The organism is Micromonospora chokoriensis (assembly GCF_000718555.1).
Taxonomy (GTDB): Bacteria; Actinomycetota; Actinomycetes; order Mycobacteriales; family Micromonosporaceae; genus Micromonospora; species Micromonospora chokoriensis_B.
The window spans coordinates 38,970-62,307 of sequence record NZ_JOAN01000014.1; the positions used below are offsets into that span (position 1 = coordinate 38,970).

Here is a 23,338-nt window from a genome sequence, read left to right on the forward strand (position 1 = left end):
CTCCAGTCCGGGTGAGGCCAGGAACGATTCAGGACGTGGCCACGACGACCTCGCAGCCGCCCAGGCCGGGGCAGCTAAGGCCCACTTCGGTGGCCTGATCGACGGCGATCTTCGCCACCGCCCCGGTGCCGTCCGCCGCCGGCTCGACCTCGTCGCGGATGGTCAGGTCGGCGTCGCCGGGCGTCGGGGCGACGACCGTGAACCGTGCCGCGCTGCGCAGCACCAGGGTGCGCAGCCCGCCGGGGTCCGCCACCCGCACCGCGCAGCTGCCGGAGAAGACCAGCCGACCGGGCTCGTCGGCGCAGTCGGCGCTGACCGTCGCCGGGTCCACCGTGGACCGCTCGCCGCCCAGCGCGCCCAACCGGTCGATAAACCCGTGCCGGGCCCCCGGATCACCCTGGTCGTCGCGGCCGGCGCCGACCGCGACCGCGAACAGCGCCACCAGCAGGACGGCGAGCAGCCCCAGCAGCGCCTTCTGCCGACCACTCATCGCGCCACGGCCTGCGCCACGATCTCGGTGAACCGGATCGTGTCCACCCCGGCGAAGTAGGAGCTCGTGCCCTGTGTCTTGCCGACCACCAGCAGCGTGACCTGGTGCGGCCCCTTGGCCAGCCGGACCGTTCCGACGTCCAGGAAATCCGTCTTCTGCACCTTCGGCGTGAAGCCGAGGAACGTGCCGCCGACCTGGTTGCCGTCGATGGTGAAGACGGTGTTGGCGTAGTCGAGGGCCGTGGTCCGTACCGTGGCGAACCGCCAGGTGCCGTCGGCCGGGATCTGCACCGTCACGGTGACCTGATCGCCGATCGCCAGGCCCGTGAAGAAGAGCTGCTTGTCCCCGGACCAGGTCACCCCGCAGCAGTTGGGCTGCGCGCCCACGGCCGCCTTGCTCTTCTGCGGCGACTTGACCACCGCGGTGTCCACCAGGCTCTCCGCCTCGACGGTGACCACCCGGGGTTCGCCCGGGGCGGGCTCGCCGTCGCGGGTCAGCAGGACCACCCCCACGGTCACCACCACCAGCACCAACGCCGCCGCGGCGGCGATCCACAACCATGGGGTACGCCGTGGCGGCGCGACCGCCCGCACCTCGTACGTGACCCGGCCGCTGGAACGGGAACTCTCCTCCGGGGCGGTGTTCGCCGAGTACGCGAACCCGGTCATGTCGTAGCGTCGGGGCGGGGTGCCGGCCGGCACGGCGAGCTTGACCAGGAACGACACCGAGCCCTGCCCGGGGACCACCCGCTGTGGCTCGGCGACGGTGAACCACGCCCGCTGGGAGCCGTCACCGGGCGCCACGTCGAACACCACCGTGTCCGGCGCGTTGCCCGGGTTGGAGACGGTGAAGGTCAGCTCGCCGCTGTTGCGCGGGTCGAGGGTGAACTGCTCGGCGGCGGCGACGACCGCCCACTCGGTGGTCATGACGACTCCTCTTCCAGGACGATCTCGACGGTCGTCGAGGCGGGTTTCTCCGCCTCGACGATGCGGGTGATCACGGCGAGCTGGCCGGCGGCGGCGACCGGCACCCGCACCACGACGTGAAAGGGCCGTTCGTCCGGCTCGTCGATCGCGAAGCCCGACATCCCGGTGGCCAGCTCGAGGGCTCTGCGCATCCCGTACGGGGTGCCCCGCCAGCGGGCCAGCAGGGCGGCGTTGGCGACCAGGTCGCGCAGTCGACCCACCGGCAGCGGCAGCGGGGTGTCCGGTCGAGGTGCGGCCACCACGTGGTCCATCGCCACCCAGCGGGTCAACCGCACGACCAGCCCGTCCGGCGCCCGGTACGGGTCGAACAGCGCGTCCACCTCGGCGAGGATCGCCTCGTCCGGGGCGTGCAGCCCCTCCATCACGTCCAGCAGCGCCCAGAGCACGCTGCCCGGCACGCAGGCCCGCTGGTAGGCGGCGGGCAGCAGCCGTTCAATCGCCGAGCGTCGCATCCTGGCGCACCACCTCGATGTCGTGCTCGCCGGAGCAGAGCAGCCAGGTATCCGGGACGGTCACCACGTCGGCGGTGGCCTGATTGGCGCTGGGCGTCCAGGTGACGGCGTCGGCGCTGCGGTGCACGCCACGTTCGCCGCTGGCCAGGATCAGCCGCTCCGCCGCGCCGTTGCCGCCGGCCTCCGCACCCCCGCCGGGCGTGCCGCCGGCCGTCGGGCCGCTCACCGCGATGGCGTCGACCGGCACGAACCGGGTCCGGTCCCGCAACGGCAACCCGCAGTTGACCGACACGGCCTGCCACTGCGGCTGGGCGGCCAGGGTGTCCAGCCGCAGCACCCCGCCGCTCTGCGTGGCCGCCACCGCCTGCTGGCCGGCGAACGCGAGGTCCCGGCAGGTGCCGCCGATCCACCCGGCCTGCATCGACTGCCACTTCACGTCGGACTCGAACAGCCGGGTGCGGTGACAGCCTTGGCCGGGCTTCTTCGGGTCCGGCTCACCGGCCCCGCTCCACAGCAGGGTGGCCGGGCCGTCGTACTGCACGGCGAGGACCCGGTTGTCCACGTTGGCCAGCCCGACGTGGGTGAAGCTGCCGGGTCGGCCGCCGCTTGTCGACAGGTACACCCCGAAGCTGGCCTGCGCGGCCACCGCCACACCCGGCGCGCCTCGCTCGGAGACGAACGTGCGGACCGCGTAGAAGCCCCGGTCGGCGTCGGACGGGTCGACCAGGATCTGCAACGGCACCGCCCCGGGCAGCAGCGACACCTCGTACAGGCCGGTGTCGGTGGCCACCAGCAGCGCGCCCGCGCCGTCGCGGTCCAGCCAGGCCACGTCGGAGATCCGCGCGTCCAGGCCGGTCAGCGGTGACCACGTCTCGCCCAGGTCGGTGCTCAGATGCACCCGGGAGCCGCCCGACTCGCGCAGCGTCACCACGGCCACCGAGCCGGGACGCGCCACGATGCCCGGCCGCACCGGCGCGGGCGCGGGCGCCACCCGCAGCACCGTCTCACCGTCGAAGCGACCGGCCGGCTCCCAACCCGCGCCGCCGTTGCTGGAACGGAACAGCACCGGGCCGCGCCCGGCGTACCAGGTCCGTGGCTGGTACTTGTCGACGGCGAGAGCGCGTACGTCGGCGTCGGGCGCCTCGTCGACCACGAACCGCACCGACTCGACGTAGCGCACACCCGGCTCGGCGTGCTCCAGCAGCCGATACACGTTGGACGCCCGCAGTGGCTCGCCGAACGGCCAGCCGGTCGGGTTGAGCGCGGTGGGCAGCGGGCTCAACGTCTGGTGCAGCCGGTCGTGGATGCGGCGACGGACCGCGTCCACGTCCTCTTCCCGCCGGACGACCACTCGGGCCCGTACCGACACCGCCTTGAAGCGCGCCCAGGTGGCCCGGGAGCGGATGCCGACCATCCGGCGCTCCTCCAGGTCCGCCTCGACCCGGTGACGGGCCTCGGGCACCTCGTGCTCGCGCAGCACCGCCACCGGCAGTCGACCGCCCGGACGGGCCTCCTCCGGCACGTACGGCACCAGCACCACCTCGACCTCGCCGGGCCGGGCGAAGCTGTACACCGCCGCACGGGTGAACGCCCGTGCCCGCGCCACCGCGCCGGAGCTGGTGGCGAGCACCTCGAAGTCGCGGGCGGTGACCGCGCGCTGCTGGGCGAAGAACTCGTACGGGCCGCGCAGCAGCACCGACTCCAGCGCCTCCATGTCCCGGCCGCCGGCCGCCGGGGCGGGGTTGTCGACGCGTACCCCCGGTAGTGGATCGCGCAGGTTGGTCAGCGTGCCCGCCGCCACGTTGCCGGTGGGCCCGCCACCGGCGCGGTACCAGAGCCGGATCTGCCGCCCGGCCGGCGGCACGGCCGCGACGGTCACCGAGGTCGACCCTTCCGGCGCGGGCCCGGCGTCCGGGGTCGGCCCGGCAGGGGGCCGCAGATCGAGGGCCGGGGCGAAGACGATGGTGCCCGAGCAGCGGTCGACCAGGTACGCCTTGGCCTGCGCGCCGAGCCCGGCGAAGCTGTCCACCGGTCGCCAGATCTCGAACGTACGACCGTCGTGCTCACGGGCCGCCGCGCCGAGCTCGACAGTTCCGGCCGGCACCTCCACCCCGAGCAGCAGGTCCAACGCCTCGGCGGTGTGCGCCAGCGGCGCGTGCGCCGCGCGCAGCACCTGCCCCGGCTGGCCGGTGCCCACGCCCAGCAGCTCCGCCTCGACCGGTTCGCAGTGGTGCATCCGGACCGTCACCGAGGTCTCGTCGGCGGGCAGCAGCGTCGGCTCGGTGGTGACGAACACGACCGGCCGGGGATCGGCGCCCCGGGCCGCCGCGACCCGCAGACCGGCCGGGATCCGGACCACGGCCCGGTCGGTGCCGGTGCGGGTGAACTGGACGTCCGCCCAGGCCGCGGTCGGTGCGTGCCGGGTGACCCCGAGCAGATTCAGAAACGAGACGTACGCCTTCTCCGGCAACTGGTTCAGCCGGTAGATCATCACCTCGGTCAGGTGCGCGAACGTCTCCACCAGCGCCATGCCGGGGTCGTGCGCCGACAGGTCGGTCCACGCCGGGCAGGACTGCCGGATCCGTTCCCGGGCCTCGGTGACCAGGTCGAGGAACCCACGATCGTCCAGGTGCGGCACGGGCAGCGTCATGACGCTCCTCCCTGAGCGGGCTCGTCGACGGGGAGCAGGTCCACGGAGAAGACGAGCTGCCCGGGGGTCAGGCTGGCCCGCACCCGGTAGTCCAACCGGATCACCAGCCGCCACGCGTCATCCGGGTCCGGCCCGGCGTCCACGTCGATCACCTCGACCCGGGGCTCCCACCGGGCGATGGCCTGCCGGACGTAGTGGATGGCCAGACCGGCCGTGGTGTCGTCGTTGGGCGCGAAGACCAACCGGTGCAGCCGGGAGCCGTACCCGGGTCGCATCAGCCGCTCACCCGGCGTGGTCGACAAGAGCAGAAACAGCGCCTGTCGTACGCTCTCGTCGCCCTCGGTCATCGCCAGGCCGCCGGCCGCGGTGAGCGCCAGCCCGCCGGTACGCCCGGCGTCGAAGCCGGCGCCGACGAAGCGGAAGGCCCTCATCGGTCCGCCCCCAGGAACACCTGAGCGGGGTCGCGCACCGTGTGCTTGACCAGCCCCGGCGGCGTGCCGTTGGTGAAACCCTCCAGGTGCGACAGGACCACCCGGTGCCCGTCGACGCGGACCCAGTCGCTGTAGCCGACCCGGACGGTCAGGGTCGTCGTGCACGGCTTGATGGTCGGGCCGTAGTTCGGGCAGGCGATGATCTTTCGTCCCTCCGGGTCGTCGTCGACGAGCACGGGCACGCCGGTGACGGTCACCCACTGCCGCGAGGGTCGGTTCTCGACCCGGCCGTCGTGATCGCAGGTGATCACGGAGTCCCGGTGGATCCAGCGCATCAGCCGCCTCCTTCGTGGTGGGCGCGGGCAAGCGTTCGGGCCTGCTCCGCCGCGGTGGTCGGGTCCTCGGTCGAGGCGGCGTGCAGGAAGTCCACGCTGCGGGCGCGGACCACCATGGCCCGGCCGGGTGCGGAGATCACCAAATCGGACGCCGCATGCAGGGTCGCCAGGTCGGGGGTCAACTCCAGGAAGCTGCCGCCGTCGGTGGCCAGCCGCAGGCTGCGTCGCACGTCGTCGACGACGATCGACTGCCCGCCAGCGGTGCGCATCGTCCAGCGGCGGGCCTTGCCGTCGTCGATGCCCGCGTCGTACGGCTCGACGGCGCCGAAGAGCGAGCCGAGCACGATGCCCGAGGCCGGCTCGCCGCCGGGCAGCACCACCAGCACCGTGTCGTCCGGGTCGGGCAGCGCCACCAGACCCTTGCCCGGCCCGGCCCCGGGGCAGAGCACCGCCAGCCAGCCGGCGTCCAGGTCCCCGTACGCCGGCAGGGTCAACCGGACCCGGCCCAGTCCGTCCGGGTCGGCGACGTCGGTGACGGTGCCGAGGGTGACCACCGCGCCGCCAGCCGGGGCCGTCGGGGTGCTCGGCGGCACCGTGGAGAAGCGGGTCAGGTGCCCGTTGCCGTCGACGGTGTGCACCACCTCGGTCAGCACGTACGCCCCGGCGACCGGGTCGGGCACACCGCCGAGGTCGATGCGGCGGCCCGGCCGCAGCGCCGGATCGCCCTCGGCCACCCCCTCGGCGGTGACCAGCGCCGCCGCCCGGGTGTCGAGGCGGGCCTGGGCCAGCGCCGCCAACTCGTCGTCGCTGCGGCCGGGCTGGTTCACGGCGGTGCGAATGCCGCCGGCACCCACGTCGGCCGGGTCCGGGCGGTCATCGGCGGGTCGACCGCAGCGCGCCTCGTCGGCCTGCTGGCTGATCACCTCGGCCCGCTGCGGGTGCCAGCCCAGCGCCGCGCTGGCACCGCTGGCCTGGTCGGTGTTGGTGGACACCCGCAGGGAGTGCACGCTCGCGCCGAGGGCCAGCGCGACCGGCTCCCCGTATCCGGCGAGAGTGACCAGCCGGACGCCGTCGCCGTCGGTGGCCAGGTGCAGCCCGGCCCGGCCGGCGACCTCGCGCAGCAGCTCCAGATCGCTGTGCCGGTGCTGTAGCAGCCGCTCCAGCCGTGGCCCGTCCACGTCCGCCGTCACGTCCAGCCCCACCGCGCCGCACAGCTCCCGGGCCAGCTCGACGGCGGTCACCGAGGTGAAGACCCGCAACCCCTGCCGCTTACGCAGCCGATGCAGCAGGTCGTACGCCCGCAGCCGCAGGACCGCGGCCCCGTCGGCCGCGTACTCCACCTCGACACAGGTGACCTCACCGGTGAACAGGGCGTCGGTGTGGTCGGCGAGCCGTACGTCGAGCGCTGTGCCGGGTCGCACCGCTGGGTCGAACGCGCCGGTCCCGGCGGTGGTGGCGAGCACCAACTCGGCCTGGGTGGGCTGGTCGAGTCGGGCGGCCACCCGCAGTGAGCGGACCCGCTGACGGGCCGCGCCGACCAGCTCGACGCCGTCGAGCGCGACGATCAACGCCCGAGGCGCGACGCTTGTCACGGCGTACCCCCGGGGTTGCCCGGCCCGCTCGAACTCGCGCCCCACCCTGCGACCGAGGCGCCTACGTACGACGCTCCCGCACCCACCGCACCGGCCACCGCCCGAGCCAGCCCGGTCACCGAGCCGTCACCGGTGCTGGTGACTGGTGGGACCGCGAGGGTGGTCCCGGCTGGCACGGCGAGGGGATCGGTGATCCGGTTGTGTTCGGCCAGCAGCCGCCAGCGCAACGGTGAGCCGAGCGCGTCGTTGGCCAGCAGGTCGAAGCGCACCCCGGAGCGACCCGGCTCGGCCGCGCCGTCACCGGCGGCGATCACCGCGCTGCCCGGCGCGGCGGTCGGGGTGCTCGCGGCGGCCAACTCCTCGGCGAAGCCGGCCTCGGCCTGGTCGGCCGTCTCGGCGGCCCGGACCAGCTTGAGCCGCAGCCAGGACCGTCGCGGCGACCCGGTGCCGGTGAACGCGTCGAACCGCTCCGCCACCGCGATGATCACACCGGGCACGTTCCAGGTCTTGCCCCAGACCAACCGGACCAGCGGCGGTCGCAGCCAACCATGCTCGGCGGTGGAGTTCTCCGCCAGCATCCACAGCGGACGGGTGAGCACCCGGACGTCGGCCGGACGCAGCTGTGCCTCCACGAAGTCGACGTCGAAGAGCAGGTCGAGCACCAGCTCGGTCCGGCCGCCGCCGGTGAAGACAAGCGGGTCGTCGGCCAGGCCGGATCCGGTGAGCTGCCCGCCGCCGGCACCCCGGTGACGTACGCCGGCGAGCCGGGTCACCTGCACGGTCTCCGGGTTGAGCAGGCAGTCCACCCGAACGCCTGAGGAGTCGATGAGGAAGGCGACGCGTTCCATCAGTCGCCCGCCTGTTCCCGATCCAGCCGGGTCACCTGGACGGTGTCCAGCGCGGCGCCGGCGACCGACCACAGTGCAGTGTCGTCCGGCAGGGCCGGCCACGGGTCGAACTCCGTCGCGTCGGCCTGGATCACTGTGCTCTCCGGCCCCCGTCCGCCGCCCGGATCGTGGTGCGTCGAGCCGATCCAGGCCACACCTGCGGCCCTCGCGGCCGGACCGTTGCCGTGCCCGGCGTGCGGTCCAACTCGTTCGCCAACCTGCTGCCCCGACCGTGCCCGATCATACGGAAGGGCCGGCCACAGGCCGCTGCCAGCCGCCGTCACCCTGCCCTCGGCTGACCCCCAGCCAGCGCCAACCGCTGACCGCCCGTCCCGAGCCGCCGCCCGCCCCGGCCTCGCCCCGCCGACTTCGGGGTCGGCAGCTGTGGACCTTGGAAGGTAACTGCCCCTGGAGGGGCCGAATTCTTTCAAGATCTCGGCAGGGACGGTGGGGGTGGTGGGGACGGTGGGGATCGCAGGGGAGGAGGGCTCTTCGAATTGGGGTAGGTCGCTTGTGTTGGTGGCCGTGGTGTTGTCCGGGGCCGTGAACCGGCCCGATGGCGCGCGTCGACGCCAACCGTCCAGCGGCCGGGCCGACGAACGTCGGTCCGCGTTCGAGGCGAGGGGCACCTCGGCGGTCATCGCGGCGTCGCTGCTACCCCGTGGGCTGGCATTGCCGATCCCTGGGCTGTCGGATCGGTCGGCTGCGCTCGACGCGTGCTCCGGCCTCCCGGTTGTGCCCATCGAGGGCAACCCGTCCGGCCTTGCGCCCCCGCGCACTACCTCCGGCCCGTCGACGCCGTACGCCGCGCCCACCGTGCCGTCGTTACCCACCGTGCCAGGCGTGGCGGACGCCGAGCGGCCCCGCCCGTCAGCGGGTGCGGCCAGGTCAGGGCTGCGCACGCTGGTTGCGCGGCCGAGCCCACTACCCGTGCCGGGGACACGACCCACCGTGTCAGGGGCATGACGACCCATCGAGTCGGCAGCAGGCCCGGCGCTCTCCCCGTCGGGTCGAGCTGGTCGGGTCACCGCGGTCCACCGGTCCGGTCCGTCCTGATCGATCCGATCGCCGAAGCCGGACCCGCCGGTGGGGTCATCGCGCGCCTCCGCCGGTTCAGCAGTGGGCGGGTCGAGGTCCAGGTCGTGCAGCAGACCGGGCGCGTGGGCGGCGACCAGGTCCAGCCAGTGCTGCGGGGGTTCCCCGAAACGGCGCGGTGTCGGAACGGGGGTATCCGGCGGCGGCTGCGGTGCACGATGTCCGACGGGCTCGACCCGTCCGGCGAGGCGCTGCACCGCCCCGGCCGCCGAGCGCAGCCGGCCGGCCAGCCAGCTACGCGGGTGTCGGCGCGGTGGCACCGCCGGTCTCCAGCTCCAGGCCCTCATAGCGCAGGGTCAGCGAGGCGATGGCGATCTCGTGGCTGAGGGTGTTCAGGTGCGCACCCCGCCACCGGGTCGGCCAGGCGTCGATCAGGTTCCAGCGCAGCACCTCGGCGGTCCCGACCGAGTCGAGCAGCACCACGGAGACGTTGCGACGGTTGAGGGTGCCCTGGGCAGTGGCGTTCACCCAGTCCCACAGCTCGCGGGAGGCGGTGAGGCCGAAGTGCAGCGTGACCGGCTCGTACTCGGCCTGACCGGGCACCATCCGCATCCGACCCAGTCCGTGCTCCCGGTACGGCTGCCCGGGGATGTTCACCTCCAACCCGGTCATCTCGGTGAAGTGGCCGTTGGTGACGCCGTTGATGAGCAGCCGGAAGTTGTACGCCCGGTACGGGTCGACCGGGGCGCCGGGCTGCGGGGTGGCTGTGGTGGGCATGTCAGCCTCCGATCGTCTCGGTCTCGGTGCCGCCGGCCCACTGGCTCAGCTTGAACACCACGAATTCGGCGGGTTTGACGACCGCGATGCCGATGTGGGCGATCACCATGCCCGCGTCGCGCACGTCCGGCGGGTTGGTCTCCTCGTCGCACTTGACGAAGAACGCCTCCTCGGGGCTGCGCCCCAGCAGCGCGCCGTCGCGCCACACCCGGGTCAGGAACGCCCCGATGTCGCGCCGGATCGAGCGCCAGAGGGTGAAGTCGTTGGGCTCGAACACCATCCACCGGGTGCCGTTGGCGATGGCCTGTTCGATGGCGATGCTGAGGCGCCGGACGTTGAGGTAGCGCCACTCGCTGGCCTCGGCGGCGAGCGTACGGGCACCCCAGACGCGGATGCCTTCGCCGGCAAAGTAGCGGATCACGTTGACGCCCTTGGGGTTGAGCACGTCGTGTTCCGGTCGGGTGACCAGGTACGCCAGGTCGACGGCGCCGCGCACGGGTTCGTTGGCCGGGGCCTTGTGCACGCCGCGCAGGGCGTCGGTGCGGGCCCAGATGCCGGCCAGGTGCCCGCTCGGCGGGGTGAGTTCCAACTCGCCGCTGATCGGGTCGCGTACCCGTAGCCAGGGGTAGTAGAACGCGCCGAACTCGGACTGCCGCGGCCGATAGGCGGCCCCCTCGTGCCCACCGGAGCCGCCCGGCTGGGCCGGGCCGCCGCCGGGACCGCCGCCCGTACCCTCGGCGGGTTTGGCGGGTTTGCCGGAGGACGGCGTGGCGACCCGGGTCAACGCGGAGATGTCGTCGATGTCTGGTGCCGGGTCGCAGATCGCGACCATGGTGCGGGTGCGCTCGGCCATGCTGAGCAGCGCCTCGTGGGACACCACGTCGTGGAAGCCGGGTGCGGCGATGATGGAGATCTCGTCGACGGCCTCCAACAGTTGCAGACCGCCGCGCCGCTGCCCGGTGCCGGTGATCGCGCCGCCCTCGCCGACGTTGACCACCCAGCAGCGAGCGCCCCCGTTGTCCAGGAAGCCGAAGACCGCCCGGGCCAGCGGGGTGCTCTCCACCCGCTCCCCACCAGCGAAGAGCCGCAGGAACTCGGTCCAGTTGTTGACCGGCACCGCCTTGCCCAGGTGGGCGGAGCGGTCCGGCGAGACGCCGACGAACGCGGCGATGCTTGTGCTCGCCGGGCCGATCGGTCGGGCGCCGCTGGGGACCTCCTCGACATAGATGCCGGGGGAGAAGTAACTGGGCATCGATCCTCCTGTGCAGGTGGGTGTCAGTGGGTCGGTGGCGCGCAGACGATGACAATGTCGTCCTCGTCCGCGTCGACGTCGGCGGTGAGGACGAGCCCACGTCCGGTCAGCCGCAGCCGGACCGGGCTCGGGTGCTCGGGGTCGTGTGGAACGCCGACGATCAGGAACCGGCCCTGCGGGTCGGTGCGGGTGGCGGACCCGGTGCCGGGAAGCTCGACGCGCATCGCGGCCAGGGGCTGGTCCTGTGGGCCGACCACCCGTCCACTGAGACTGCGCACGTCGAGTTGGCGCAGCCGCAGCGGTTGCAGCACCGCAGGCGCGGCCGGAGTCGGGTGATCCACCTGCGCGGGTACGTCGATCAGCAGCGCCGGCCGGGGCGCCGTACCGAACGCCGTCCACAGCGGCGGGTCACCGGCCTCCAGGACGACCGGGTAACTGCCGTCGCTGGTCGCGGCGGTCAGCACCCGATCCAGCCGGGGCAACCCGGCCGGCCCGGTCACGCAGAGCAGGTGGCGAACCGTGAACCGGTACGGTTCGCGGACCGCGCCGCTGGAGCGGGTCTGCCGGGCCGGGCGTAGCTCCATCGGCCAGAGGGTGAGCCCGTCGGCGTCGTCGCACGCGCGGGGCGGGCCGATCGGGACCGGTTCCCCCGCCGTGCTGCTCACCCAGGCGACCAGCTCGGCGGTGGCGGTCTCGATCGGTCCGCGCCCGTGGGTGCTCATCGCGGCGGCGTCCCCTGGATCCGGTACGCGATGGCCTCGTTCCAGACGTGCGGGTAGACGCCGATCTCGAAGTACCTGGTGAAGCGGTTGATCGGCGCGTTGGTGTGGTCGTGGTAGAGCAGCCACACCGGCGCGATGGTGAACAGGACGTAGTTCGCCAGCACCAGCGGGATGTAGAGCGGGCCGAGCAGGCGGCCCTGGAAGATGTGCACGTCCTCGTGCCGCTGGATGCCCGAGTTGGAGCCGGCGCAGACGGTGCCGATGGTGGTGGCGTAGCGGGGCGAGACCCCCTCCACCACGTTGACCCGCCCGCTGCCCAGTGAGGTGGGCCGGTCCAGCGAGTGCCCGAAGATCAGGTGCATGGTCAGGTAGATGGCGCCGACGACCGTGTTGAGCAGACTCCAGGTGTGGTCGACGACGAAGAGGAAGATGCCGCGGGCGTCCGAGGCGTACACCCCGGCGGAGGCCACCGACCAGCCGAAGACCGCGCCGACCACCAGGCCCACGACGGCGCCGATCAGCAGCCCGATCGGGCCACCGGCGAGGAAGCCGAGCAGGGCGCCGAAGCCGACCTGGATGGCCGCGCTGAGAATTCCGAAGATCATGACGACACCTCTCAGACCCAGGAGCGGAAGACTCGGGGCTCGCGACCCTGCGCGACCTGGGTGGGCGACGCCTGGGTCGGTTGCCGGTTGCCGGGCGGGAACTGGTTGACGCCGAGCGCGGCGGAGAAGATGACAAGCGCGTTGAAGAACGCGATGACCCACTTCTCGCCGCCGGCGTCGTCGGCGAACGCCGCCGTCACGTAGGACAGCAGCAGCGCGATGGCGATGGCGATCCACTTGCGGAGCTTGTCGCCGCTCGGGCCGATCAGCCCGCCGATGACGTTGGTGGCTAGCAGGGTGGCGGCGCTCGCGCCGGCGATGGTCCCCAGGGCGGCCCAGGTGAAGAGATCGTTCATGACGATCCCCCTTTTCTGCGATGGTGCGACCGGGATGTGGTGGTGGTGAGGTCCGGTGCGCCTGTCGGGGGAGCACCGGGGCCGGTCGCCGTCGTGTCGGGGGCGGCCGGGGCCGGGCGTGGCCGGCGAAGCCGGCCACCAGGTAGATCAGCCGGGCCCCGGGGCGCCGGCGGGCGGGCCCGGCGGCGGGGTCGGACCGGGCACAGCCGGCGCCGCGGGGTGACGGCGGCGCACCAGGAGTACGCCCACCGCGGCGATCAGCAGCAGCAGGAGGACACCGCCGACGACTAGCAGCCAGGGGAATCCGCCGTCGTCCTCGTCGTCGGCCGCGGCCGGCGAGGCGGACGGTCGAGGTGGCGCCTCGGCCACGGCCCGCAGTTCGAGCGGCTTCTCCTGGCTGGAGTCGACCTTCCAGCTGACCGATCGGCCGTTGACGCTGCCGTTGCTGTCGATCACCCGGCCGGGAAATGTCACCGAGATCTCGAACGACATGAGCCGGAGAAATGCCTGCTGCTGTTGCGGATTCTGCTCCGCGACCTTTCCGCCGTATTTCTTGGGATCGAGCGGCAGCGTGAAGCGGTACAGCTCACCGTCGCGAACCAGTTTCACACTTTCGGTGTCGAAGCCGGCCAGCGGCGCCTTGTGGTAACTGATCTGGGAGCCGAAGAGTTTGTCGTCCTCGTACTTGGTCTCTTCACCGGCCGGTAGGGCGGGAATGTTCTGCCGCAGTTCCGCGAAGGCGGCCGGGATGTTCTTGTTCCGTGCGCTGAGCACGGACTTCTGGGCCGTCAGCAGTAGCTGCCCGTCGACCGTGTCGTCGGCGTTGACAGTCAACCCCATGTTGAGTTCCATGCAACCGCTCAGCGCGGCGAGAAGGAGGAGACACACCGCGACGCGGAGTGCCTTACCGCGGTTGACTCTCCTGTTCATGGGCTCAGTGTGTGTGATCGCTTTCACTATCAGCAGTCAGCGATCGGTCACAACGAAGTCGCCGATTGTACCGGCGCACTGTCGCCTTTGATTAGCTCCGACGGAGACCCGAGCGACTATTCTGGAGCTTTGCGGCGACGACGGTTCCTCGTGGACCGTAGGCTGGTCGGATGAGAGTCGTCGCGTGCGTCCTGCTGGTAGATCCCGACGGGCAACTGCTGCTGCAACTGCGTGACGGCGACGCGATGCACCACCCGAACGTGTGGGGTCTGCCCGGCGGCCACGGCGAGCCGGGGGAGACGCCCGAGCAGACCGCCGAGCGGGAGCTGTGGGAGGAGACTGGCCTGCGCGCCGACGGGCCGCTGCGCCCGGTCGCCGTGCAGCCGCTACCCGAACTGGACCGGGTGAAGCACTACTTCCTCGGCAGCACCCGGGCCCGGCAGGAGGACGTGGTGCTCGGCGAGGGCGCGGCGATGCTCTTCGTCCCCGGTGCCGAGGTGCTCGACGGTCGTCCCTGGACTCCGGGCACCGTCGAGGTGCTGACCGAGTTCCTCGCCTCACCGGAGTACGCCGCCGCGGCCACCGGCCGGACGACCATCGGGCCAGCTCAGCCCACTGGTGGTTGCCAGTCCGCGTAGTCACCGGCACACGGCGCGCTCGGCCGGCCGTCACACCCCGGCACGCCGGGCGGGGCGCGGAGTAGCCCCGGTGGGCAGGTCCGTTGTGTGGTGGGAGACGATCACCCCAGGCCGTCACGGGCTGGCGGCGTGGTGCTCGTGGCAGGCCGGCCTGCGCGGGTGGGAGAAGGTGGCGATGGTGGGGTTCAGCGGCCTGCGGACGGCCGGTGGGCGGTTGCGGCATGGCTGGCGGCCGGTGCTGGAGGCGACCGTCGCGGCGACCGTGGCCTGGCTGCTCGCCACCCGGTTGCTAGGGCAGCCGCAGCCCTTCTTCGCGCCAGCCGCCGCGCTGATCGTTCTCGGTCAGGCCCGTGGGCAGCGCATCCACCGAGCCGTCGAGGTCATCCTCGGGGTCGCCGCCGGGGTGCTCGTCGCAGACCTGGTGGTGCAGGCGCTCGGCCCGGGAAGCACCTGGACGGTCTTCACCGTCATCCTGTTCACCGTCCTGCTCGCGGTGGCCTTCGGCGCCACCGGCGTGACGATGGTGCAGGCTGCGGTCTCCGCGCTCTATCTGGTGGTGGTCGCACCGCCGGGCGGGTCCTTGGTGCCGTTTCGCTTCGTCGACGCGCTGATCGGTGGCGCGGTAGCGCTCGTGGCCAGTCTGCTGGTCGACTCCCGGCGTCCGCTGGCCCCGCTGGTCGCCGAGGTGCGGCTGACCTTCGACGAGTTGGCCGGGCTGCTGAGCGCGATCGCCGACGCGTTGGACCACCGCGACGAGCCGGCCGCGGTCGCCGCGCTGGCGCAGGCCCGGGGAATGGACGCCCGGGTGGACGGGCTGCGCGACGGGGTGCTGGCCGCCGGTGAGGCGCTGCGGCTCAACGTCCGTCGACGCCAGCACATCGGTCGGCTGCGCTCGGTGGACGAGTCGATCCGGCAGATCGACTACGCGGTCCGCAACGTCCGGGTGCTGGCCCGTGCGGGCGTGACTCTCAGCCGGCTGCACACCCCGGCTCCGCCGGAGCTGGGCGCCGCCCTGCGGTCACTGGCCGAGGCGGTCTGTCAGGCCGGTGCCGCCCTCGCCGCCGACCTGGACGGGCAGGACGAGACCGCCGACCGGCACGCCACCCTGGTCGACGAGTCGGCGTTGGCCGCCGTGCGCGCCGCCGGGCAGCTCTTCGGCTCCACGCAGACTCTCCCACTGGCGATGATCATCGGTCAGGTCCGGTCCACGGCCGTCGACCTGCTGCGGGGCGTCAATCCCGAAAACGACGACGCCGTAGCCCGCGTCGACGAAGCCCTGGGCCTCCCCAACACCTGACGCCCGCTGAGTGTCGGATCAGGCGCTGGCCCGTGCCACCAGCGCGGACGGGAAGAGGGTCACCGGAGCGGTCGGACGCCCGTCCAGCAGAGCGGTAGCCGCGGCGACGGCGATCCGCCCCACCGGGTGACTCGCCGTGGTCAGCGCCGGGGTGGTCAACCCGGCCACCGGAATGTCGTCGAAGCCGGCCACCGCGACGTCGCCGGGCACCCGCGCACCGGCGTCCCGCAGGCCCGCGATCACCCCGAGCGCGGTGTCGTCGCTGATCGCGTAGATCGCGTCGAGGTCCGGCCAGCGGCGCAGCGCCTCGCCGGCAGCCATCCGGCCGCGCGCCGCCGTGAAGTCCCCGGGGAGGATCCGCTCCGGCAGGCCGGCCTCGCCCATCAGCCGGCGGTACGTCTGCACGGGGCGTTGCGCGCAGGGCAGCCATCGGGGGCCGGTCACCATGGCGATCCGGCGGCGACCCGTGGCGTACAGGTGGCGCAGGACCTCTTCGGAGCCGGCGGCGTTGTCGACGTCGAACGACGGCACGGTCGCTGAGCCGACGCCGATCGAGACCACCCGGCCGCGCAGCGACCGGGGCACCGCCTCCAGCAGCTCCTCGGTGGTGTTGACCAGGATCACCCCGCACACGCTGCCATCCCCGTCCAGTTGGGCGAGGCCGCGGGGGTCGCCGACCGGCAGCCAGTACAGCGCCACACCGACCCCGGCGGGCGTGCACACTCGGGCGGCCGAGCCGACCACCTGGTGCACGTACGGGTCGTCCAGCACCGCGGCGCTGGTCCCCAGAGCGGCCACGACCAGGCGTACGCCGCCGCCGCGGACCAGCGCCCGGGCGGCCGGGTTGGGCACGTAGCCGAGCTGGTCGACGGCTGCCGTGACCTGTTCCCGGGCGGCCGGCGAGGCGAACCCCGTGCCGGCGATCACCCGCGACGCCGTGGACCTCGACACCCCGGCGACCCGGGCCACGTCCTCGAGAGTGGCCGGTCGGTGTGCCGCTGTCGTCATCGTCGCCTCCTGCGGCGGCCCGTCCGGTCGGACAAACGCCTGCTCACATCATGCCCCGGCCGGAGCACCAGCGGTAAGGGGCGGTCGCCGGTTGCGGTGGTAGCGCTCTCAGGTGTGCGATCGTGCCAGGATTCACCCCGAGAAAGAGGACCTGACCTCGTGAGCGCCCCCACCAGTCGACCCGTAGCCCCGGACACCGCACCACCGCCTCTGCGGGCGGTGCGGCTCGCTCGCAACGGCGTCGCTGTCACCTTCACCCTCAACGGGTTGGCCGTCGGCAGCTGGTTCTCCCGCGTACCGGCGGTCCGTGAGGCGTTGGACCTCTCCGCCGGCCGCCTCGGGCTGCTGCTGCTGGCGATGAGCGTCGGCGCGCTGCTCGCCATGCCCACCTCCGGCCTGCTCGCCCAGCGATTCGGGGCAGCCCGCACCGTCACGATGGCCACCGTGCTGGTCGCGATCGGCCTGACCGTGGCGGGGCTGGGCGCCACGATGACCGGGTCGTTCGCCATCGTCGCCCTGGGGTTGGTCGCCTTCGGCTACGGCTCCGGCGCCTGCGACGTCGCGATGAACATCGAGGGCGCGGCGGTGGAACGGCGGCTGGGCCGGACGATCATGCCCCGTTTCCACGCGGGGTGGAGCCTCGGGTCGGTGGCCGGCGCGGGGCTGGGCGCCGTGGCGGCCCGGTTCGACGTGTCGGTTGGCACGCACCTCGTGGCGGTGGCGGTGGTCGTGTTGACCGGCACCGCGCTCGCCGCCCGGACGTTCCTGCCCGTGGGCAGCGATCACACCGGCGACCCGGCGGACGCCACTGCGGCTGCCCGTCGCCGGGCGCAGTTGGCCGCCTGGCGGGAGCCGCGCACCCTGCTGATCGGGCTGTTCGTGCTGGTCGCGGCGTTCACCGAGGGTGCCGCCAACGACTGGCTGGCGGTTGCGTTCATCGACGGGCGGGACCTGAGCGAGGCCGCCGGCGCGGCGGTCTTCGGTGTCTTCGTGGTGGGCATGACCGTCGGGCGCACCGTTGGCACCATCGCGCTGGACCGGTGGGGTCGGGTGCCGGTGCTCAGCGGCACCATCGGGCTCGCCGTGGTCGGCGCCGGCCTGGCGGTGCTGGCGGGCTCCGGGCCGGTGGCCATCGTCGGCGTCGCGCTGTGGGGCCTCGGTGCGTCGTTGGGCTTCCCGGTCGGGATGAGCGCGGCGGCCGACGACGAGGCGCACGCGGCGGTGCGGGTGAGCGTGGTCGCGGTGATCGGGTACACCGCGTTCCTCGGTGGCCCGCCGTTGCTGGGGCTGATCGGCGACGAGGTCGGCACCCTGCGCGCGCTGCTGGTGGTGCCACTGCTGCTGCTGCCGACCCTGCTGCTGGTGCCGGTGCTGCGCCCGCCGCACCCCGCTGAAACTGCTCCGTCGGTAGTTAAAAACTAACCCACTTCGCCGTCGGGCGGTATCGGGTGCGTGGCCGACTGCGCTGCGCACCCGTGCTGGTTACCGTCGCCCGATGCCAATCGACGAGATCCCCGCCGCCGCGGCGGGCACCTGGAACCTGGGCGACCGCACTGTGCGCCGGATGGGCTTCGGCTCCATGCGGATCACCGCGAACCCCGACCGCGACCGGGCCGTCGCCCTGCTGCGCCGCGCCGTGGAGCTCGGCGTCAACCACATCGACACGGCCGCGTTCTACGTCTCGCCCGGCGGTACCCTGCGCGTCGGCGCCGGCCCGGCCCGCTACGCCACCGAGCTGATCCGCGCGGCGCTCGCCCCGTACCCGCAGGAGCTGGTGATCGCCACCAAGGTCGGCTTCGGGTACGACCCGGAGGCGGGGTTCACCGAGGCATTCACCCCGGCGCAGCTGCGTGCCCAGGTGGAGGAGAACCTGCGTCGGCTCGGCCGCGACCAACTCGACGTGGTGAACCTGCGGCTCGGCCGGGGGCCGGGCGCGGCGCCGCTGGCTGATCGGTTCGGCGCGCTCGCCGAACTGCGTGCCGCTGGGCTGATCCGGCACCTCGGGCTCTCCGGCGTCCGGCCGGAGCAGTTGGACGAGGTGGCGGGCATCGCGCCGGTGGTCTGTGTGCAGAACAACTACGGGGTGGACGCTTACCGGGAGCAGGACGACCTAGTCCGGCTCTGCGGTGAGCGGGGCATCGCCTACGTGCCGTTCTTCGCGCTGGCCGGCACCGGGCGGGAGGCGGGTGCGAGCGCCGCGCAGAGCCAGGCCGTCGAGGCGGTGGCTCGCGCGCACGACGTAACCCCACAGCAGGTACGCCTAGCCTGGACCCTGCACCAGGGCCCCCACGTGCTAGCCATCCCCGGCACCGCAAACCCGAACCACCTAGAGCAGAACGTCGCCGCCGCAGCCCTCCACCTGACCCCGGAGGACCTGTCCCACCTGTCCGACCCCCTCCCCGTCCCCCGGTGATCATGAGGTTATTGCCACCGATGTCGGCGTGTCGCGTCGCTAACTTCATGATCGACGAGGGCAAGGGGGGTTAGTCGTGGAGCCAGACTTGGAGGGGACCGGCTTGGTGGAAGCCTGCGCTTTGGGCTGGGGGTAGGTCTGGGGTGGACTCGTAGCCGACCAGGGAGGCGTTGGGCTGGGTGGCGCAGACCCCCAGCCAGACATCGCGGGGGTTGTCGGTGTGGGTGAACAGGTTGGAGACGCCGTACGTGCTGTCGTCGCCGCTGAGCACCGCGCCGCCGGTGATCACGCCGTTGTCGTCGCGGCGGGCGAGGACGCGTACCCGTGGGTTGGCCAGGAGCGCGGGGCGGAACAGGCCCGGGCCGCCCTGCGCCGTCGCCCAGGCCGCCAGGTCCTCGGCCGTGCTGACCGGGGTGAGCGGCGCGTCACCCGGTGGCGCCCCCGGCGGCCGGTGGATCCACTGCGCGTCGAAGAGCACCCGGAACCCGTACCCGGACAGGTCGAGGTCGGCGAAGCTGTCCTTCACCGACGCGCCAGGGCCCGCGTCGATCCGGGCCAGCAGGGCCTCGGCGTCGACGCCCGGTCGCAGGGTGACCGCGTCCGGGTACCACGGTGGCGAGCGGCGGGGGACCGACCAGGCGTCGGCATCGGTACGGCCGGTCAGCCCGTGACTGCCGCAGACGATGTCGCACCACTCGGCGTTGTTGCGGGCCGCCGCCCGCACGTCCTCCAGCACGCCAGGCAGTCTAGCCAGGGTCAGCGGAGCCGAGTGAGCAGGATCCGGCCGCCCTCGTAGACGCCGCCGTCGATGGCGATGACTCTGTCGTCGGCGTACCGCAGCGCACTGGTGACATCCTTCGGCGCCACACCGAAGTGCTTGGTGAGGGTGCTGTGGCCATGGACGAGCACGGTGCCCCCGAGCGTGCGCAGCATCATCGACACCCGATCGTCGGGGTTCGCCAGCGCGGCGTCACGAAAGGCACCCCGATCGCTCATCCGGCCACAGAAGTCCAGCCACGCCGCGGGGTCGCTGGAGCCGAGAGCCGTGGTGACCGCCGCGTTCACGGTGGCCACACTGGATCCCAGTTCCAGGTATCGGTCCGTGTCGGAGTGCACGAGCAGGAACCCGTCGACGACCGCGACCGCAGGCAGACACGTCATCCACTCGACATGCTGTGGCGTCAGCCGGTGTAGGTCCTTGTCACGTCCGCCGAACCGGGCCCAGCCACCGCGGAACCCGCCGGGCTCGTCCCACCCGGCAACGGGCCTGGTGCCGAACCGGTGCGCGGCGAGCAACTGCACCTCGTGGTTGCCCAGCAGCGCCCCGACGTGGCCGCCCGCAGCGCTTGCGGAGACGGCCAGCCGCTGGATGTCGTCGATGACGCCGATACCGTCCGGGCCGCGATCGACGTAGTCGCCGAGCAGCCACAACCGCGCGCCACCCCCGGACCAGTGCCCAGCGTGGTCGACGAGCCCGGCCTCACGAAGTGGCTCCCAGAACTCAGACCGGTGACCGTGGATGTCCGCCGCCACGTACAACGGCGTCATGCCGCTGCCACCGGGTCACGCAGCGATTCACAGAAGTCACCGAGAGGGCCACCACGCACCCGATACCCGGCGGACATCTCCTCCTTGGTCCGGTCCATCAGCACGTCCCGGTCGGCGGCCAACCGCCGCATCATGTCGTCGAGCGTCACCATGGCCGCCACGGTAGAGGTACTCCCGGCGAACGGGCCAAGCGTCGCCGATCCCGCATCGCTCGGCCCTTGCGGAGACCGGGTAGTTCAAGGGGCGTAGACCAGGTCCATCGTGTCGGTGTGCTCGGACCAGCGCAGGTCGAGACGCCAGCAACCGGCCTGGGGCAGGTCGATGATCGACGGACCGGGGCCGCCGGCGACCTCCCGGATCACCCGGGTGTCGGTGCCGTCCAGCCTGGCGGTGATGACCATGGTTGCCGGTGCGGTCGGGTCGGGTGAGGTCGTGGCGGCGCGGGCCACCCAGAGGATCTTGTTGTTCGACCCGTCCGTCCGGACCTGCCGCAGCGGATGGGCGAAGAGCACCGCCACGATGTCACCCTTCGCGCCGAATACGTGCGGAACGCGTGCGTCCCCGCTGAATCCGGCGTCCGCCCAGTCCGGCAGCGCCCCCGTCTCGACCCGCGCCGCACAGCCCGCCGGAGCGCTCGCCGTCGTGGCGGTAGCGCCCGTCGGTGCGGCCGACCCGCCACTTGTCGTGGTGGTGCACCCCGCCAGCAGAACCACCGAGGATGCCAGCGTCAACCTGCCCCAGGAACCCATCTCGCCCCTTCCGGTACGCCTCGACGACTCGTCGCACCTCTCCGACACCGCCCGAGCCCGTCAGGTTCCTAGCGCAGTGAGCGCGCGATCTCGATCGCCTCGGCCTTGCTGAGGACGCCTTCGAGCCGGTAGCTCGCGTCGTCGTCCTGCCAGATCAGGGTCGAGGCGGCCAGGCGGGCGGTCTCCCTGCGGACCTCGCCGGCCCGGTCCACGTACGACAACACGTGTGGGCCGTCGACCCAGACGGCGAAGTCGCCGTTGACCTGGACCCACTCGGCTCCCGGTGGGGTGACCTCCTTGTGGAAGGCCAGGTCGAGACGACCGTCGAACGCGTCGACGCGCAGCGCGCCACCGTCGTAGAGCAGCGTCGCCACCCGACACCTACCGGCGGCGTCTGGATCGGCGATGAGCACCTGCTCGGGCGGGCCCAGCTTCGCCGGTTGGCGGATCGGAAACCGTACCGCACGCTGTGCCTCGTCCAGGGCGACGGCCCGCTGCCCGGGAAACGGTGACGCGGTGCCGCCGGGCAGCCTCGGGGTGGGCGAGGTGGCGATGCTGACACCCGCGAAGCGCAGCAGCCCCGCGACGGCATCGGCGACGGCGGCCCGCGTCGGTGGCACCACCGCCACGACCAGGGCGACAAGCGCCGCCGCGACGAGCGGGCGCCACCGGCGCGCGGGCTTGTCGAGCCGTACGCGGACGCGGGCGGTCACGTCGGGCGGATCGGGCGTCTCCAGCCAGGCGGACAGGTCACGCAGTTCCCGTTCGAGGTCAGCCATGCCGGACCTCCGCAGGGTCGAGTAGGTTGCGAAGCTTCGCCAGCGCCCGGGAGGTGCGCGACTTCACCGTGCCCCGGGGCCAGCCCAGAGCCGCCACCGTCTCCTCCTCGGTGAGGTCGAGGAAGAACCGGCAGACGATCACCTCGCGGTCGCGTACCGGCAGTTGACGCAGGGCCTGCACCAGTGCGGTCCGGCGCTCCCCGGCGAGGACCGTGTCGATGGCGTCGTCTTCGGTGATCTCGGACGTCGGGTCCGCTGCCGCCGCCCGCAGGACCAACCCGTCGCGCCGGCCCCGGGATCGGTGCAGGTTGCGGGTCTCGTTGGCGACGATCGTGAGCAGCCACGACCGGAACGACGAGTCGCCGCGGAACCGGGACAGCTTCCGGTACGCCTTCACGAACGCCTCCTGGATGACGTCCTCGGAGTCGGAGCCCGCGCCGAGCAGCACCGCCGTCCGGTACGCGGACGCGGTGTGCCGGGCGACCAGGAGGTCGTACGCCTCCAGGTCACCTGCCCGAGCGCGGGTGACGAGCGCGTCGTCGTCCAGGGCAGACCTCCGTTCGGATCACACTCATGACACCGCCCACCCGCCGTGGGTTCCACCCGACGCTGGTCAGCTGTCTCCCACCCGGCGCGCAGCCTATTTCCAGGAATCCGTGCTGCACTTCAGGGGCGTCGAGGGAAGGGGCGGGGCATGAGCTGGTTCAATCGCCGGTCACGGGGTGTCGAGGCGACCCCGACGAAGCTGGACCGGGAGGCGACCCGCGACGACCTCGCGGCGCTGGAGGCGTTCGTCGCCACTCGGCGCGGGGTGGAGTTCTACCTGGAACCGGAGACCACCGCGACGGACACCACAGTGGTGGCGATCGCCCACGACGGCGAGTGGATCCGGCGTCGTACCGGCACGCCTCGCGCGGCCGGGGCCATCGCCCGCAAGCACGCGGTGCCGTTGTACGAGGCGGCGCGCACCGGCTACCCGGAACGCATGCGGACCTGGAGCCGAGCCCACCCGGAGCGCCACGCCCGCTGATCGGGGCGTCGATGACCCAGCTCAACAGCCGCCGTTGCGGCGAGCGGCAACCGCACGCTAGGGCATCTTCGCAGGTCAATCTGGTGAGGGTGGCCGGGCGACGCCGAGGTCTGCGTTGACCGCCGGCGCGGCTATGTGGCAGCATTCGCGGCCTGACGGCAGTGAAGGAAGTCGGTGCGAATCCGACGCGGTCCCGCCACTGTCACCGGGGAGTGATCCCCCCTCGTGAGTCACGGCCGTGTGTCTGCGGTTGGAAGGCCGGGGGAGAGCGTCGATCCGGAAGCCAGGATACTTCGGCCGTCGGATGTACCCCAGGGCGTGGACACCCGAGGAGGACCCGATGACGCACGGCGTCTCATTCATCGACGATCATCGT

The 23,338-nt window shown here is 72.6% G+C and carries 27 protein-coding genes and 1 riboswitch; of the genes, 5 read left to right on the forward strand and 22 right to left on the reverse strand.

Features of this window, described 5'->3' with window-relative positions; genetic code table 11:
• Positions 1-28: 28 nt before the first annotated feature.
• The 15 genes from IF46_RS0119080 to IF46_RS32625 all read right to left on the reverse strand — a co-directional run bounded on the left by IF46_RS0119080 (position 29) and on the right by IF46_RS32625 (position 13,500).
• Positions 29-490: a hypothetical protein gene (locus IF46_RS0119080; protein WP_030489701.1), complete on the reverse strand. Its 462-nt coding sequence runs from the start codon at positions 488-490 to the stop codon at positions 29-31.
• Positions 487-1,416 (reverse strand): hypothetical protein, encoded by a 930-nt coding sequence (locus IF46_RS0119085; RefSeq protein WP_030489702.1) that lies wholly within the window; start codon positions 1,414-1,416, stop codon positions 487-489. Before IF46_RS0119085 ends, IF46_RS0119080 begins: the two co-directional genes overlap by 4 nt.
• A complete protein-coding gene (locus IF46_RS0119090) occupies positions 1,413-1,928 on the reverse strand; it encodes a phage tail protein (protein WP_030489703.1) in 516 nt (171 codons plus the stop codon). The genes IF46_RS0119085 and IF46_RS0119090 overlap by 4 nt, the downstream gene beginning before the upstream one ends.
• Positions 1,909-4,578 carry a putative baseplate assembly protein gene (locus tag IF46_RS0119095; protein ID WP_030489704.1) on the reverse strand — a complete coding sequence of 890 codons (2,670 nt, stop codon included), beginning with the start codon at positions 4,576-4,578 and terminating at the stop codon, positions 1,909-1,911. Before IF46_RS0119095 ends, IF46_RS0119090 begins: the two co-directional genes overlap by 20 nt.
• Entirely contained in the window at positions 4,575-5,009 is a 435-nt protein-coding gene (locus IF46_RS0119100) for a GPW/gp25 family protein (RefSeq protein WP_030489705.1), read from the reverse strand. Before IF46_RS0119100 ends, IF46_RS0119095 begins: the two co-directional genes overlap by 4 nt.
• Positions 5,006-5,344 (reverse strand): hypothetical protein, encoded by a 339-nt coding sequence (locus tag IF46_RS0119105; RefSeq protein ID WP_030489706.1) that lies wholly within the window; start codon positions 5,342-5,344, stop codon positions 5,006-5,008. Before IF46_RS0119105 ends, IF46_RS0119100 begins: the two co-directional genes overlap by 4 nt.
• The gene (locus IF46_RS0119110; protein ID WP_232234087.1) at positions 5,344-6,981 is read right to left on the reverse strand and encodes a phage baseplate assembly protein V; all 1,638 of its coding nucleotides are present in this window, start codon (positions 6,979-6,981) and stop codon (positions 5,344-5,346) included. Before IF46_RS0119110 ends, IF46_RS0119105 begins: the two co-directional genes overlap by 1 nt.
• Positions 6,933-7,784 (reverse strand): hypothetical protein, encoded by an 852-nt coding sequence (locus IF46_RS0119115; RefSeq protein ID WP_030489708.1) that lies wholly within the window; start codon positions 7,782-7,784, stop codon positions 6,933-6,935. Before IF46_RS0119115 ends, IF46_RS0119110 begins: the two co-directional genes overlap by 49 nt.
• Positions 7,784-7,918: a hypothetical protein gene (locus IF46_RS35530; protein ID WP_269639473.1), complete on the reverse strand. Its 135-nt coding sequence runs from the start codon at positions 7,916-7,918 to the stop codon at positions 7,784-7,786. Before IF46_RS35530 ends, IF46_RS0119115 begins: the two co-directional genes overlap by 1 nt.
• A gap of 1,234 nt (positions 7,919-9,152) precedes the next feature.
• Entirely contained in the window at positions 9,153-9,635 is a 483-nt protein-coding gene (locus IF46_RS0119125; protein WP_030327509.1) for a phage tail protein, read from the reverse strand.
• A gap of 1 nt (position 9,636) precedes the next feature.
• Complete coding sequence (locus IF46_RS0119130) at positions 9,637-10,887, reverse strand: phage tail sheath family protein (RefSeq protein WP_030489710.1); 1,251 nt, start codon at positions 10,885-10,887, stop codon at positions 9,637-9,639.
• Positions 10,888-10,910: 23 nt separating this feature from the next.
• Positions 10,911-11,609: a carboxypeptidase-like regulatory domain-containing protein gene (locus IF46_RS0119135; RefSeq protein ID WP_030489711.1), complete on the reverse strand. Its 699-nt coding sequence runs from the start codon at positions 11,607-11,609 to the stop codon at positions 10,911-10,913.
• Positions 11,606-12,214 carry a hypothetical protein gene (locus tag IF46_RS0119140; protein ID WP_030489712.1) on the reverse strand — a complete coding sequence of 203 codons (609 nt, stop codon included), beginning with the start codon at positions 12,212-12,214 and terminating at the stop codon, positions 11,606-11,608. Before IF46_RS0119140 ends, IF46_RS0119135 begins: the two co-directional genes overlap by 4 nt.
• 11 nt (positions 12,215-12,225) lie before the next feature.
• Positions 12,226-12,570, reverse strand: a complete 345-nt coding sequence (locus IF46_RS0119145; RefSeq protein ID WP_030489839.1) for a hypothetical protein — start codon at positions 12,568-12,570, stop codon at positions 12,226-12,228.
• Positions 12,571-12,717: 147 nt separating this feature from the next.
• Positions 12,718-13,500 carry an LppM family (lipo)protein gene (locus IF46_RS32625; protein WP_051724010.1) on the reverse strand — a complete coding sequence of 261 codons (783 nt, stop codon included), beginning with the start codon at positions 13,498-13,500 and terminating at the stop codon, positions 12,718-12,720.
• A 170-nt stretch (positions 13,501-13,670) separates the two neighbouring features.
• On the opposite strand from IF46_RS32625, the gene IF46_RS0119155 reads away from it, so the two are divergent.
• Positions 13,671-14,138: an NUDIX hydrolase gene (locus IF46_RS0119155; RefSeq protein WP_051724011.1), complete on the forward strand. Its 468-nt coding sequence runs from the start codon at positions 13,671-13,673 to the stop codon at positions 14,136-14,138.
• 70 nt (positions 14,139-14,208) lie between these two features.
• Positions 14,209-15,435 carry an FUSC family protein gene (locus IF46_RS0119160; protein ID WP_232234088.1) on the forward strand — a complete coding sequence of 409 codons (1,227 nt, stop codon included), beginning with the start codon at positions 14,209-14,211 and terminating at the stop codon, positions 15,433-15,435.
• An 18-nt stretch (positions 15,436-15,453) separates the two neighbouring features.
• On the opposite strand, the gene IF46_RS0119165 is transcribed toward IF46_RS0119160, so the two are convergent.
• Entirely contained in the window at positions 15,454-16,443 is a 990-nt protein-coding gene (locus IF46_RS0119165) for a LacI family DNA-binding transcriptional regulator (RefSeq protein ID WP_030489715.1), read from the reverse strand.
• 159 nt (positions 16,444-16,602) lie between these two features.
• On the opposite strand from IF46_RS0119165, the gene IF46_RS0119170 reads away from it, so the two are divergent.
• Both IF46_RS0119170 and IF46_RS0119175 read left to right on the forward strand, forming a co-directional pair.
• Entirely contained in the window at positions 16,603-17,865 is a 1,263-nt protein-coding gene (locus IF46_RS0119170; protein ID WP_036392565.1) for an MFS transporter, read from the forward strand.
• Between the two features lie 73 nt (positions 17,866-17,938).
• Positions 17,939-18,856, forward strand: a complete 918-nt coding sequence (locus IF46_RS0119175; protein WP_030489717.1) for an aldo/keto reductase — start codon at positions 17,939-17,941, stop codon at positions 18,854-18,856.
• Positions 18,857-18,926: 70 nt separating this feature from the next.
• On the opposite strand, the gene IF46_RS0119180 is transcribed toward IF46_RS0119175, so the two are convergent.
• The 6 genes from IF46_RS0119180 to IF46_RS0119205 all read right to left on the reverse strand — a co-directional run bounded on the left by IF46_RS0119180 (position 18,927) and on the right by IF46_RS0119205 (position 22,380).
• Positions 18,927-19,592, reverse strand: a complete 666-nt coding sequence (locus IF46_RS0119180) for a hypothetical protein (RefSeq protein WP_030489718.1) — start codon at positions 19,590-19,592, stop codon at positions 18,927-18,929.
• Between the two features lie 20 nt (positions 19,593-19,612).
• A complete protein-coding gene (locus IF46_RS0119185) occupies positions 19,613-20,404 on the reverse strand; it encodes a metallophosphoesterase (protein ID WP_030489719.1) in 792 nt (263 codons plus the stop codon).
• A complete protein-coding gene (locus IF46_RS34465; RefSeq protein ID WP_157563165.1) occupies positions 20,401-20,556 on the reverse strand; it encodes a hypothetical protein in 156 nt (51 codons plus the stop codon). Before IF46_RS34465 ends, IF46_RS0119185 begins: the two co-directional genes overlap by 4 nt.
• 84 nt (positions 20,557-20,640) lie before the next feature.
• Entirely contained in the window at positions 20,641-21,117 is a 477-nt protein-coding gene (locus IF46_RS0119195; RefSeq protein WP_232234089.1) for a hypothetical protein, read from the reverse strand.
• A gap of 104 nt (positions 21,118-21,221) precedes the next feature.
• Entirely contained in the window at positions 21,222-21,932 is a 711-nt protein-coding gene (locus IF46_RS0119200) for a hypothetical protein (protein ID WP_030489721.1), read from the reverse strand.
• The gene (locus tag IF46_RS0119205) at positions 21,925-22,380 is read right to left on the reverse strand and encodes an RNA polymerase sigma factor (protein WP_232234090.1); all 456 of its coding nucleotides are present in this window, start codon (positions 22,378-22,380) and stop codon (positions 21,925-21,927) included. Before IF46_RS0119205 ends, IF46_RS0119200 begins: the two co-directional genes overlap by 8 nt.
• Before the next feature lie 246 nt (positions 22,381-22,626).
• Between IF46_RS0119205 and IF46_RS0119210 the strand changes: the two genes are divergently transcribed.
• On the forward strand, positions 22,627-22,962 hold the full coding sequence (locus tag IF46_RS0119210) for a hypothetical protein (RefSeq protein WP_030489723.1): 336 nt from the start codon (positions 22,627-22,629) through the stop codon (positions 22,960-22,962).
• Between the two features lie 164 nt (positions 22,963-23,126).
• Positions 23,127-23,256, forward strand: a riboswitch (cobalamin riboswitch).
• Positions 23,257-23,338: the final 82 nt, after the last annotated feature.

What these genes read in the sequence shown, in the direction of transcription:
- IF46_RS0119155 (WP_051724011.1), top strand. Translation starts at nt 13,671, where the DNA reads ATGAGAGTCGTCGCGTGCGTCCTGCTGGTAGATCCCGACGGGCAACTG.
- IF46_RS0119080 (WP_030489701.1), bottom strand. Translation starts at nt 490, where the DNA reads ATGAGTGGTCGGCAGAAGGCGCTGCTGGGGCTGCTCGCCGTCCTGCTG.
- IF46_RS34465 (WP_157563165.1), bottom strand. Translation starts at nt 20,556, where the DNA reads ATGGTGACGCTCGACGACATGATGCGGCGGTTGGCCGCCGACCGGGAC.
- IF46_RS0119135 (WP_030489711.1), bottom strand. Translation starts at nt 11,609, where the DNA reads ATGAGCACCCACGGGCGCGGACCGATCGAGACCGCCACCGCCGAGCTG.
- IF46_RS0119115 (WP_030489708.1), bottom strand. Translation starts at nt 7,784, where the DNA reads ATGGAACGCGTCGCCTTCCTCATCGACTCCTCAGGCGTTCGGGTGGAC.
- IF46_RS0119085 (WP_030489702.1), bottom strand. Translation starts at nt 1,416, where the DNA reads ATGACCACCGAGTGGGCGGTCGTCGCCGCCGCCGAGCAGTTCACCCTC.
- IF46_RS0119125 (WP_030327509.1), bottom strand. Translation starts at nt 9,635, where the DNA reads ATGCCCACCACAGCCACCCCGCAGCCCGGCGCCCCGGTCGACCCGTAC.
- IF46_RS0119145 (WP_030489839.1), bottom strand. Translation starts at nt 12,570, where the DNA reads ATGAACGATCTCTTCACCTGGGCCGCCCTGGGGACCATCGCCGGCGCG.
- IF46_RS0119175 (WP_030489717.1), top strand. Translation starts at nt 17,939, where the DNA reads ATGCCAATCGACGAGATCCCCGCCGCCGCGGCGGGCACCTGGAACCTG.
- IF46_RS0119185 (WP_030489719.1), bottom strand. Translation starts at nt 20,404, where the DNA reads ATGACGCCGTTGTACGTGGCGGCGGACATCCACGGTCACCGGTCTGAG.
- IF46_RS0119100 (WP_030489705.1), bottom strand. Translation starts at nt 5,009, where the DNA reads ATGAGGGCCTTCCGCTTCGTCGGCGCCGGCTTCGACGCCGGGCGTACC.
- IF46_RS0119090 (WP_030489703.1), bottom strand. Translation starts at nt 1,928, where the DNA reads ATGCGACGCTCGGCGATTGAACGGCTGCTGCCCGCCGCCTACCAGCGG.
- IF46_RS0119165 (WP_030489715.1), bottom strand. Translation starts at nt 16,443, where the DNA reads ATGACGACAGCGGCACACCGACCGGCCACTCTCGAGGACGTGGCCCGG.
- IF46_RS32625 (WP_051724010.1), bottom strand. Translation starts at nt 13,500, where the DNA reads ATGAACAGGAGAGTCAACCGCGGTAAGGCACTCCGCGTCGCGGTGTGT.
- IF46_RS0119200 (WP_030489721.1), bottom strand. Translation starts at nt 21,932, where the DNA reads ATGGCTGACCTCGAACGGGAACTGCGTGACCTGTCCGCCTGGCTGGAG.
- IF46_RS0119130 (WP_030489710.1), bottom strand. Translation starts at nt 10,887, where the DNA reads ATGCCCAGTTACTTCTCCCCCGGCATCTATGTCGAGGAGGTCCCCAGC.
- IF46_RS0119140 (WP_030489712.1), bottom strand. Translation starts at nt 12,214, where the DNA reads ATGATCTTCGGAATTCTCAGCGCGGCCATCCAGGTCGGCTTCGGCGCC.
- IF46_RS0119105 (WP_030489706.1), bottom strand. Translation starts at nt 5,344, where the DNA reads ATGCGCTGGATCCACCGGGACTCCGTGATCACCTGCGATCACGACGGC.
- IF46_RS0119210 (WP_030489723.1), top strand. Translation starts at nt 22,627, where the DNA reads ATGAGCTGGTTCAATCGCCGGTCACGGGGTGTCGAGGCGACCCCGACG.
- IF46_RS0119095 (WP_030489704.1), bottom strand. Translation starts at nt 4,578, where the DNA reads ATGACGCTGCCCGTGCCGCACCTGGACGATCGTGGGTTCCTCGACCTG.